Source organism: Corallococcus sp. AS-1-6 (assembly GCF_020037015.1).
Classification (GTDB): domain Bacteria; phylum Myxococcota; class Myxococcia; order Myxococcales; family Myxococcaceae; genus Corallococcus.
In genome coordinates this window covers 131,531-143,205 of record NZ_JAIQDE010000027.1, presented here as the reverse complement: position 1 = coordinate 143,205, position 11,675 = coordinate 131,531, and the positions used below count along the sequence as shown (strand labels likewise).

The window sequence follows — 11,675 nt, the reverse complement described above, 5'->3', positions numbered from 1 at the left end:
GCATTGTGCTCGAAGCTCCTGTCCCCCTTGTCGCTTGGCAGCCGGCCAACTGGCCTCGCTATTCCGCGCAGACCTCCAGTCGGACAAGTTCCCGTTGCCCGGATGAACCAGCAGCCCTCACCAGCGATCTCCCAAACCTGCATGACTGTCGGACAGGTCTTCGCAGTGTCCGGGTGGACCGGAAGCTCCGACCCGAACCCCCTGAGCTTGTCCGACTGTCGGACAGGTTTCCGCGGCCCAGGTGCGCTCATGAGCCGAGCCCCTCCAATCCGTTCCGATTGTCGGACCGGTTTCCGCGGCCTATGGACCGGAAGCTCCCGTGAACCGAGGCCCTCCAACTTGTTCGACTGTCGGACCGGTTTCCACGGCTCGGGTGGACCAGCAACTCACCAGAGGTCCTTCAAACCTTTATGACGGGTCGGAGTGGCTTCCGCAGCCAGTGGACCGAAAGCGCCCGTGAGCCGAGGGCCTCCAAACTTGTCCGACTGTCGGACCGGTTTCCGCTGCGCCCAGGTGGGCCGGAAGCTCTCGTGAGCCGAGGGCCTCCAACTTGTCCGACTGTCCGACAGGTTTCCGCTGTGCCCGGGTGGACCGAAAGCTCTCGTGAGCCGAGGGCCTGTAAACTGGTCCGACTGTCGGACTGGTTTCTGCGGCCTGTGGACCGGAAGCTCCCGTGAGCCGAGGCCATCCAAACTTGTCCGACTGTCGGACAGGTTCTTGGGGTGCACCGCTGCCGGGCAAGCCTGAGCGGGGGCTCCCTCCCCTGTGGACAGCGTGAGGATCAAGAGACCTGGCGCGGTGCTCATGCTCGCGCGCACGAGCACGCCGGCTCAGCGCCCCGTGCGACGCCGTGCCCGCGCTCGCGCGGCCTCCAGTGCGGAGTCCACCCCAGCGGGCGGTTTCGGAGGCTCGGGCTTCTGCTCGGCGGGTTCATCCTGGACGGGCCTGGGCGGCGTCGTGGTGGGCTTCACGTCCGTGCGGGGTGCTGCCATGGGCTCACTTGCGATGGCTTCCTTCATGGGCCTCTCCCGCGTTGCTCGCACTCGCGGCGCCGAGAGGAACCTGCGCACCGCGACCTCCGCCAGCATCGCCGCCAGCGCGAACGCGACCAGCCAGGGCGCCAATGCCACGCGGCCCTCTGACTCCGGCGCCTCCGCGAACAGGCCCGTCATCGACAGCCGCTCCTGACCTCCACCCACCGCCGCCAGCGCTCGCAGGAGCTTGAGGCCCTCCTTCGCGCTGCCCGGCTCGAACTCCGGCGCGTACGGCAGCGCCACCGGTGGCGCCCTCAACACGCGTCCCCCCCACTTCACCACCGGGTGCCAGGTGCCGCTGCCCGTCAGCGGATACTCGACCACCAGCCGGTCCTCGTCCTCCCAGTGCAGCGGCTTCTCCACACCGGAGCGCCCGTCGCCCGACAGCAACACCGCCGTGGGCAGCGCGCCCGGCATCGGCTCGCCCGGCGGCAGGTCCAATGTCACGCGCAGCAGGTTGCCCTGGCGCTCCGAGCGCACCACCGCCTCCTCCTTCGGCGTCGGCCGCCCCATCGACCAGCGCACCACCGCCTCCAGCGTCGTCCGCAGCGCGCTCCACTCACGCAACTCCCCCGTGTACCTGCCGTCCACCTCCGCCGTGAGCGCCACCGTGCGCCCCGCGCCATGCGGCCACAGCGCCAGCACCGGCGCGGCGTTCGTGTCCAACGTGCGCAGCGCCACGTTCGCCCGCGGCTTCAGGTAGGTGAGGTTGTAGCCGCCCACCTGCGGCAGGCCCGTCGTCGGCAGCGGCCCCAGCAGCGGCAGGTCCGGCGCCGCCTCCAGCGACGCAGGCTCGTCCACGAACGTGGCCCTCGCCACCGCGAGCGTCTCCTGGCTGAAGATGCGCGGCAGGCTCATCGCGTCCTCCGCGAAGTAGATGCGCCCGGCGCCGCGCCGGGCCACCTCGCGCAGCAGCTCCGCGTCCGGATCCGTGGGCTTTCCCAGGCCGATGACCGACACCGTCACGTTGGCCGCTCGCAGCGCCGCCAATGTCTCCTGGTAGTCGCCCGGCTCCTCGGAGTCCGCCGCGTCGGAGAACAGCACCACGTGCCGCGTGGGCTTTTCGCTGCGGAGGATCTCCTTGCTGCCCGCGCGAAGGGCGGTCCCCACGTAGATGCCTCCACCGCCGCTGAAGCCCCGCGCCACCTGGTCGAACGGCAGGCCCCTGCTCACCGGACTCAAGGGGAAGATTTCATGCGGCTCCGTGTCCACCATGTGCACGGAGGCCTCGTCGTTCGCGTTGAGCAGCGTGAGCGCCGCCGTGACGCCCTCGGCGGCCAGCTCCATCTTCGTGCGCCCGTCCGGCACCTGCATGCCCATGGAACAGCTCGAATCCATGAGCACGCTCATCGCCACCGACGCGCGCCGCTGCTCCTCGCGCATCTCCAGCGACACGGGCAACAGCGGCTCCACCGGCGAGCGCCGGTAGCCACCCTCGCCGAAGCTCGACCGCCCTCCCGTCATCACCAGTCCGCCGCCCGCCTGGTCCACGTAGTCCGCCAGCGCGCTCAACCCCGTCTCGCCCAACGCGTTGGCGTCCACGTTCTCCAGCACCACCACGCCCACCCCGTCGAGCGCCTCCAGCGACAGGTGGAACGGCGCCTTCACCTCCAGCGCCATGCCCGTCGCCGCCAGCGCCTTCGCCAGCGTGCCCGACGGCTGCGCGGTGAGCAGCAACACGCGCGGCGGGCCCTCCACGCGCAGCACGCCCACGCCCACGTCGTTCTCCGGGACGCCGTCTCCGGGCACCTCCACCGTGAGCCGGTAGCGCACGAGCCCCGGCTCCTCCAGGAGGTCGCGCAGGGGCAGCAGGTTGGGCCCGGGCTTGAAGTCGTACGGCCCCTTCACCAGCACCTTCCCGTCGCGCTCCAGCCGCACGGTGCCGGTGACGGCGGAGGTGGCCTGCACCACGGCGGAGAACTGGAAGGGCTCGCGCACGGAGACGGTGGCGGGCACGTCCAGCGACACCACGGCCACGTCCAGCGCGGGCTCCGGCCGGGACACCTGCCGGTAGTCCACCGCGATGCCTCGCGCCGCCAGCCGCCGCGTCGCGCCCCGGGCATCCGCTCCCGTGGCCCGGCCGTCGGAGACCACCAGCACCCGGCCCGTGCGCTCGGGCGGAATGAGCGCGCCCGCCGCGTCCAGCGCGGCCGACAGGTCCGACGCCTCCGCGTCCACCGGCCGCGTGAAACCTCCGAACCGGCCCACCTCCGACAGCGGGGACTCCACCCGCGCCTCGCGGCCGAAGGTGATGACGCCCACGCGGTCGCCCGGCCGGCGCTGGGACTCCACCAGCGAGACGAGCTCCTGCGCCACCCGGTCCACGTCCAGCGGCATGGAGCGCGAGCGGTCCACCACCACCGCCACGTCGCTGCCCGCGTTCGCCAGCCGCAGCTCCGGCCCGGACAGCGCGCCCACGCCGAGCACCAGCAGCGCCCACCGCAGCACCATGGGCGGGCCAGGCCTCCGGCCGTAGCGCCACAGGAAGAGGCCCAGCGGCAACAGCAGCAGCCACGCCTGGGGAAGGGTGAAGGTCATGCCTTCCTCGTGACGTAGAAGTCCGCCAGCAGCGCGGCCAGCAGCACCACAAGGGGCCAGCGGGCGCGCTCATGGCCGCTGTTCCCTTCCGAGTCCTCACCCGCTTCCTTCGCGGCCACGTCCACGCTGCCCCGGCCCCGCAGGTCCGACTCGCGAGCATCCAGCGCCAGCACCTCCAGCGAGTCCACTTCACGGCCGTCGCGCTCCAGCACGTAGCGGCCGGGACGGGTGGGCGCGGGCAGGCTCAGCGCGCCCGCGCCGAACACGGGCTTGCGGCCCGAAGGCCCCTTCAGCGCGTAGCGCGCACCGGCCTCCGTCACCACGGAGAGCGCTTCGCCCAGGTTGAGCTGACGCCGGGGGAACCCCTCGCGAAGCCGCCGCGCCTCACGCACCACGTTGCCCAGGAGCACGGGCCAGGCCGTGGTCCGCTGGAGGTTGGAGCGCGCCAGGTCCACGTTGAGGTGCAGCCGTCCGCCCTCCTCTTCCGACACGAGCACGGCTTCGCCCGCGGTCATTAACGGGCGCCCCGGAGGGTTCGCGCCCGCCGTCCACCGCACACCCGAGAGCTGCACGTCGTCCATCAGCGTGCTGCCCTTCTCCGTGAAGAACGGCCCCACGAAGGTGCGCAGCGGTCCTTCCGCGCCCAGCGTCACGCGGGCCTCCGCGCGCGCGGGGCCGACGGACAGCACCGGCGCGCCGGGAACAGGAGGGCCGTGCGCCACATCGGACGACACCGCCAGGAAGCGCTCCAGCGCCTGCTTCGACGCGGGCGACAGGCCCTCCGTCAGTCCCACGGCCACCGGCATCACGGGGGATGGGGGCAGGCGCACGTGTCCGTCCTCGGGCAGCGCGTCGTCCGGCAGGGACACCTCCACGTCGCCGGCCTCGCGGAACGTGAGGCGCACGGTCGCGGCACCTTCTTCCGGAAGCGCGATGCGCTCCGTGCGTTCGGTGCCTTCGCGCGCGCCCGGTCCGGGGGCCGCGCGCACGCGGGCTTCAATCTCCGAAGGCCCCGCTCCGAAGCGAGCGACCCGCAGCGTCACCGTGGCCCGGCCGCCCTCGTCGCGCCGCTGCGCGGAGACCAGCGCCACGTTGCCCTGGGAGCGGCCCAGCGCCGTCCAGCGCACGGAGGGAGGCACGGTCGCGTCCTCGGAGGGCGGCGCGTCGGTGAAGAAGTGCACGCGCTTGCCCGGGCCGGCCAGCTCCTGCGCCCACAGGAGCGAAGCCGTGACGTCATGATCCGGGCCGCGCGCTTCGAAGGACTCCAGAGCGCCCAGGGCGCGCGACGCCTCGGCCTCCGGTCCAGCGAGGACCTGGGGTGCCACGCCGCTCGCGAGCACCGTGACATGGGTCGCGCGTTCCGACTCCACGCGCTTCGCGGCTTCGGTGCGCACGTACTCCAGCACCGTCTTGCCCTCCGGAGTCCGCGCGGACATGGACAGGCTGCCATCCACGACGAGCACCAGGTGACGACGGCGAGCGTCCTCTCCCAGCCGCACGTCCGCCAGGTACAGCGCGGCGGCCAGCACGGCGAGCGCCTCCAGCAGCAGTGACGCCTCGCGCGTGAAGCGCTCCCACCGGGGTCCGCCCTCCGCGCGAGGACGCGGCGTGCGCCACAAGAACAGCGCGCTCACCACCACCGGCTTCTGCCGGCGGCGCAGGAAGTACGCCGCGACCAGCGGCACCAACGCGCCCAACGCCAGCAGCCCCCAGGGAAGCCCGAAGCTCACGCCCCGCCCCCCGCGACACTTCGCACGCGACTGCACCCGCCATGGTGCACGTTGGCGCGAAACGCCCGGCACTCCACGCTGCTCACACCCCGCCTCCCACGACACTTCGCACGAGGGTGCACCCGCCATGGTGCACGCTGGCGCGAACCATCCGGCGCTCCATGCGGCCCTCCTCCATGCACACCCACGCCCGCCCCCTGCACGCGAATGCACCCGCCATCGCGCTCCATGCCACTCGCACCGACGCTCACGCCCCGCCTCCCGCGATGAACAACGCGCGCAGCGGCCCCGCCACCTGCGCGCGCAGCCCTTCCGCCGCGTTCACGGTGAGCAGCGTTCCCCGCGCCCGCACCGCCGCGCTTCGCAGCGCTCGCTGGTGCTCCGCGAAGCGGCGGGCGTAGGCGGCCAGCACTCCGTCCGTCAGCAGCTCCTCCAGCGCCACGCCACTCTCCGCGTCCACCAGCCGCGCTCCATCACCGCCCGTGGGCTCCAGGTCCTCCGCGTCCAGAACCTGCACCAGGAACAGCGCCGACGCTCCTCGCGACAGCCGGGCGCACAGCGCCTCCAGGTCCGCCTCGAAGAGGAAGTCGCTCACCACCACCCGCACGCCACACGGCCGCAACGGCGGCAGCCTCCCCAGCGCCGACGCCAGGTCATCCCGCGCCTCGAACTCCGCCCCTCGCAGCGCCGCGCGGCACGCCGGCCCCTGCACCCGCTCCGGCCGCGCCCCTCCCCACAGCAGCGTCGGCGTCAGCCCCTGCCGCCCGCCCACCTCCACCGTCAGCAGCGCCACCTCCCGCGCCCCCGCCGCCTTGCGCGGCGACAGCCCCATGCTGCGCGAACCGTCCAGCACCACCTCCACGCGCGGCGCCACCTCGTCCTGCCGCACGCGCAGCACCAGCTCTCCCGTGCGCGCCACCGCGTTCCAGTCCAGTTGGCGCAGGTCGTCCCCCGGCTGGTACGCGCGGAAGTCGTGCAACTCCATCGCGCTGCCCGCGGACGTGGCGCGCACCTCGCCCACCCGTCCCCGCTGCGGCAGGCGCGGCAGCGCCAGGATCAACCCCGGCGCCAGCCGCGCCACCTCCGCCTCATCCAACCTCGCGCTCACTGCTGGTGGGCCCGCCGCTCGCGTTCAGCGAGCACCCGGTCCGCGGCGAACGCCGCCAGGAACGCCACCAGCGCCACGCACAGGAGCAGCTCCGGCGGCAGCTTGAGACCGCTCGGGTCGCTGTAGTCGAACTTGCCGAAGTTCAGCGTCCCCAGCACCGGGTTGAGCAGGTTGAGCAACTCATCACGCCCCTCCAGGTTCAGGAACACCGCCAGCAGCGGCGGCACGCCCGCCCCCAGGACTCCCACCAGGATGTAGAGCAACCGCACCGACACCGGCGACGCGAACCGCCCCGAGCGCGGCATCCTCCCCAACAGCAGCGCCACCGACAGGTACAGCACCCCGTAGAGCGCCAGCGCCGCCTGCGCCATCCCCATCCGCAGGCTGCTCGCCGACCCATCCGACAGCCACAGCAGCCCTCCGCACCCCACCGCCCACCCCACGAGCAGCAGCACCGACAGCCGGAAGCCACGCAGCGCGCCGGGCCTGAACAGCGTCCACGCCCGGGTGCCCGCGCGCAGCGGCCGCGACTGCCCGTCCACGTCCGTCGCCATGAAGAGGGTGGCGAAGATGAGGTGCAGCCCACCGAGGATGCCCATCACCCCGGGGATGTCGTCATCCCGGTCCATGAGCCACCACATCGCCGTCATCCCCACGAACGTCAGCACCACCTGCGCCACCAGCGCCCGCCGGGGATGGCGCGTGTAGTCCTCCGTCACCAGCGACAGCCGCGCCACCGCCGTCTCGAACACCAGCCACCCGTTCGACACGAGCGCCCAGAACGCCGCGCCCAGCCCCAGGAAGAAGCTCCGGTCGAACGAGAACCCGCTGCCGCGCTCGTTCGTCACCACGAAGGTGAACGTCAGCGCCTGGAAGAACGTCACCACCAGCACGCCCACCAGCGCCAGCCGCACCGCAGCCCGTCCCATCCGGCTGTCCGCCAGCGTCGCCGCGCACACCGACACGAGCGTGAGGAACACCATCCACGCGCCGCCCAACACCAGCACCATCAGGATGGTGGGCAGGTCGATGCCGTTGAGGAAGTAGCTGAACAACAGGAACGGCCCCACCGCCGACGCGTACAGCACCGCCTGCACCAGGAAGGACGTCACCTTGCCGCGCAGGATGCGCCGGGGCCCCAGCCCCGTGAGCAGGAGCAGCGACCACGTCTCGTCCTCGCGCTCGCGCGCCAGCGAACGGTACGCGTTGAAGGGGATGAGGCCGAAGTGCACCAGCGCCAGGCACACGAAGAAGGAGAAGAAGTACGTCCGCCCCTCGCGCGTGTAGTTGCTGTCGTGCGTGTTCGCGAACGCGATGAGCGACAGCGCCAGGCACGCCGCGAGCAGCAACCCGAAGCTCACCCAGAAGACGCGCGTGCGCAGCCCCTGCCGCACCTCCTTCACCACCAGCGGGTTGAGCCGGTCGCCCCACTTCTCCCACCGGTCGGACACCGCGGCGGGGACTCCCGGAGCGGGGGCGGACTCGGCCGCGCCCGACGCGGGACTCGCTTGCGTGCTCACGCCACCCTCCCCTTCGTCACCGTCATGAACGCGTCCTCCAGGTTGCGCTCGCGCGGGCTGAACGCGCACACCGGCAGCCCCTGCGACACCAGCGCCGCGAGCAGCGCCGCAGCGGCCGCCTCCGCCTGCGCCGGCCCCGCGTCCGCCTCCAGCTCCAGCCGCACGCGCAGCGCGCTGGCCTCGCGAGCCACGTCCTTCACGCGCGGCTGCTCCAGCAGGGTGCGCTCCGTGCGCGACCAGAGCGCCTCGGCCTCGTCGCCCTGTGTGGCCAGCCGCACCGTCAGCTCCATCACGCGGGACGGGCCCGCGCTCTGGCGCAAGAGGTCCTCCACCTTGCCCTGGGCCAGCAGGCGCCCCTGCTCGATGATGACGCAGCTATCGCAGATCTCCGCCAGCTCCGTGAGGATGTGGCTGGAGATGATGACCGCCTTGCCTTGATCCGCCAGCGCGCGCAGCAGCTCCCGCAGCTCGATGCGCGCGCGCGGGTCCAGCCCGTCCGCGGGCTCGTCCAGCAGCAGCAGCCTCGGGTCGTGGAGCAGCGTGCGCCCCAGGGCCACGCGCTGGCGCATGCCCTTGGACAGCTCCGTGGTGAGCTTGTGCGCCAGCGGCCCCAGCCCCGTGAACTCCATCACCGACTCCACCCGCTGCTTTCGCAGCGCGCCCTTCAGCCCGTACGCGCGCGCGAAGAAGTCCAGGAACTCCCTCACGGTGACGTCGTCGTAGGTGCCGTAGCGGTCCGGCATGTAGCCCAGGAGCGGCCGGGCCCTGTCCGGCGCGTCCACCAGCGACGTGCCGTCCAGCAGCACCGTGCCCGCGGTGGGCACGTCCAGCGTGGCCAGGATGCGCAGCGTGGTGCTCTTGCCCGCGCCGTTGGGCCCGATGAAGCCCAGGATGCCGCCGGCCTCCAGTGAGAACGACACGTCGTCCACCGCGCGCAGCGCCCCGTAGTCGCGCCGCAGCCCCTTCACCTCCAGCAGGCTCATCGTCGTGCCTCCTCGACCTGACCGCGCACCACGTGCAGCGCGGCCTCCAGCTCCACGTCCAGCGCCGCCGTGGGCGTGAAGCCGCGCCCGCCCAGCCGCGCCACGAACGTCCCGTCGTCCAGCTCCCGCACCAGGGGCGTCACCCCACCCTGCAAGCGCATGAGCGGCTCGTGCGCCAGGCCCAACAGGTCCTCGTCACCAACCTCCGTCTCCCGCGGCGTGGCCAGCCCCTCCGCGCCGTCCGCCAGCTCCGGCAGGGTCCAGAGCCGGCCGTCCAGCTTCAACGTGCCGCCCTGGAGGGGAGCCCCCAGCGCGTTCTGCACCCGCACGCCGCCGTCGGCCTTGCGCACCGTCAGCCGCGCGCGCGAGGGCACCACCGCGACCTCGCCCCACTCGCGGTAGCTGCGCGAGGGCAGGAAGCTGTTCTTCACCACCAGCCCGTTCGTCCAGTCCAGCAGGCGCGGCGGCTCCTCCGGACCCGACGAGGACTCCGAGGTCAGCAGCACGCTGGAGGCGGGCATGCGCACGCTGTCCTCCGCGAGGTTCGCGTACCAGGCGTTGAGGCCCACCGTCACCGCGCGGGACCGCTCGCGGTCCAGCAGCGTGAGGCTGTAGCGCGCGGCGTGCACGCGGAAGCCGTCCACCAGCACGGACCACGCCACCAGCCCCAGGCTCGTGAGGAGCGCCAGCGCGGGCACGGCGATGAGCACCGCGAGCGGTCCCTTGCGCCGCGCCAGCACCCACCCGCCGGGCCCCACCGCCATCACGAAGAGGAAGATGAGCAGCAGGAAGCGGCCCACGGGCGCGCGGGCGCTCGACAGCAGCGGCAGGCGCCCATCATCGAGCATGCTGTAGCGCTGCCACCGGGGCGGCGGGCCCGCGGGCACCACCACGGCCGGGGACTGCTTCGCGTCCTCCCCGAGGATGAAGCCGCAGCCAGGGGCCTGCTTCCGGCAGTCGCGGAACTGGCGCACGAAGCCGAAGCCATAGGGTGACAGCTCCGCCTTCTCATCCTGGAGCAGCGGGAAGCGCAGGCGCGGATTCGCGGGGGGCTGGTCGAGCACCAGCCTGCCGCCCGTCACCGCGAACGTCTCCAGCACCGCCCAGACGTCGTCGGGCACCTGGTCCGCCGGCACCGCCACCAGCACCGCGTCATAGCCCGCGTAGGCCGCCAGCTCGCGCGGCGCGGTGTGCGGCTCCACGAAGCGCGTGGCGACGAGCGGCTCCGTGTTCTCGGACGCGCGGCTCAGGCCGGTCGCGGCCTCGAAGGCCTTCACGTCGCCCAGCACCATCACGCGGGCGCCCCGGTAGCCGTCCAGATAGAAGCCCCGGGACACGGTGTCCATCCCGGGCGAGTCCAGGTGGAGGGTCCCGGACTGCAGGTCCGCGGGCACCATCAGCCACGTGACGGTGCGCTCGCGAGGGCCCAGCTCCAGCGAGCGCTCCATGACGCGCCCCTGCGAGTGGATGGACAGGCGCACCGGGCGCGGCTGGCCGCCGGTGTTGTGCACCGTCACCTGGATGGGCGTGTAGCCCCGGTCCGGCACGAGCGTGACGACGCGCATGGATGCCTTGAGGTCGCCCTGGGTGGCGAGGCTCTCCGTCGTCTCCACCACCTCGCGGTAGCCGCTGCCTTCAGGCTCCGCCTCCCGCGCCTCCACCGCCGGGCTGGTGGCGAACGCCGTCGTCCCGCCGGGAGCACCCGGCAGCCCCGTCCAGAGCAGGGCCCCCAGGAGCACGGCGAAGGCCAGGGACGCGCGGCTAGCCACGGGGCACCTCCGGGGTGGCCTTGAGCAGCTCGCGCACCACGTCCGGCGCGGACACCTTCTCCAGCGACGCCTCGTAGGCCAGCACCAGGCGGTGGTTGAGGGCGGCGGGCGCGGCGGCCACCACGTCGTCGAAGCCCACGTTGGGCCGGCCCTCGAGCAGCGCGCGCGCGCGGCCCGCGGCGGCCAGGGCCAGCGCCGCGCGAGGGCTCGCGCCGAAACGCACGAAGCGGCGCACGGGCTCCGGCGCGGAGGGCTGACGCGGGTCGGACGCCTCCACCAGCCGCCCGATGAAGTCCGCCACCGGGCCGGGCAGGTGCACGCGGTCCACGGCGGCGAACAGGCGCGACAGGCCTTCGGCGTCCAGCACCGGCTCCTGCGCGGGAGGCGCGCCGCGCACGCGCGTGGTGAGCAGGGTGCGCAGCGTCCTGGCGCCCACGGGCGGCACGAGGATGCGGAAGAGGAAGCGGTCCAACTGCGCCTCGGGCAGCGGGTACGTGCCTTCGAGCTCGATGGGGTTCTGCGTGGCGAGCACGAAGAAGGGGTCGGGCAGGGGCCGCGTCTGGCCCAGCACCGTCACGGACCGCTCCTGCATGGCCTCCAGCAGCGCGGACTGCGTCTTGGGGCTGGAGCGGTTGATCTCGTCCGCGAGGACGAGGCTCGCGAAGAGGGGACCCTCGCGGAAGACGAAGTCTCGGCGCGCTTCGCCCTCCAGCACGTAGGTGCCGGTGATGTCGCCGGGCAGCAGGTCGGGGGTGAACTGGATGCGGCGGAAGGGCAGCGACAAGAGCCGCGCCAGGGCCTTGCACAGCTCCGTCTTGCCCAGGCCGGGCAGGCCCTCCAGGAGCACGTGGCCCCGGGCGAGCACCGCCGTCACGACCTGCTCGACGACCGTCTCCTGGTCGAGCATCACCTGGTTGAGCCCGGCCTTGAGCCGGGACGCCACATCCGCCGCGCCCTGCGCTTCGGCGGGACTCAGAAGCTCCGCTGCCACGT

At 72.8% G+C, this 11,675-nt stretch carries 7 protein-coding genes; all 7 read right to left on the bottom strand.

Going from position 1 to position 11,675, the window contains the following annotated elements; genetic code table 11:
- Positions 1–830: 830 nt before the first annotated feature.
- The 7 genes from K8612_RS30470 to K8612_RS30440 all read right to left on the bottom strand — a co-directional run bounded on the left by K8612_RS30470 (position 831) and on the right by K8612_RS30440 (position 11,673).
- A complete protein-coding gene (locus K8612_RS30470) occupies positions 831–3,572 on the bottom strand; it encodes a VWA domain-containing protein (protein WP_223764842.1) in 2,742 nt (913 codons plus the stop codon).
- The gene (locus tag K8612_RS30465) at positions 3,569–5,302 is read right to left on the bottom strand and encodes a BatA and WFA domain-containing protein (RefSeq protein WP_223764841.1); all 1,734 of its coding nucleotides are present in this window, start codon (positions 5,300–5,302) and stop codon (positions 3,569–3,571) included. The genes K8612_RS30470 and K8612_RS30465 overlap by 4 nt, the downstream gene beginning before the upstream one ends.
- A 247-nt stretch (positions 5,303–5,549) precedes the next feature.
- Positions 5,550–6,410 (bottom strand): DUF58 domain-containing protein, encoded by an 861-nt coding sequence (locus tag K8612_RS30460; protein WP_223764840.1) that lies wholly within the window; start codon positions 6,408–6,410, stop codon positions 5,550–5,552.
- Positions 6,407–7,930 carry an ABC transporter permease gene (locus K8612_RS30455; protein WP_223764839.1) on the bottom strand — a complete coding sequence of 508 codons (1,524 nt, stop codon included), beginning with the start codon at positions 7,928–7,930 and terminating at the stop codon, positions 6,407–6,409. The genes K8612_RS30460 and K8612_RS30455 overlap by 4 nt, the downstream gene beginning before the upstream one ends.
- Positions 7,927–8,913 (bottom strand): ABC transporter ATP-binding protein, encoded by a 987-nt coding sequence (locus K8612_RS30450; protein WP_223764838.1) that lies wholly within the window; start codon positions 8,911–8,913, stop codon positions 7,927–7,929. The genes K8612_RS30455 and K8612_RS30450 overlap by 4 nt, the downstream gene beginning before the upstream one ends.
- Positions 8,910–10,682: a hypothetical protein gene (locus K8612_RS30445; RefSeq protein ID WP_223764837.1), complete on the bottom strand. Its 1,773-nt coding sequence runs from the start codon at positions 10,680–10,682 to the stop codon at positions 8,910–8,912. Before K8612_RS30445 ends, K8612_RS30450 begins: the two co-directional genes overlap by 4 nt.
- A complete protein-coding gene (locus K8612_RS30440) occupies positions 10,675–11,673 on the bottom strand; it encodes an AAA family ATPase (protein WP_171423440.1) in 999 nt (332 codons plus the stop codon). Before K8612_RS30440 ends, K8612_RS30445 begins: the two co-directional genes overlap by 8 nt.
- Between the last annotated feature and the right edge of the window lie 2 nt (positions 11,674–11,675).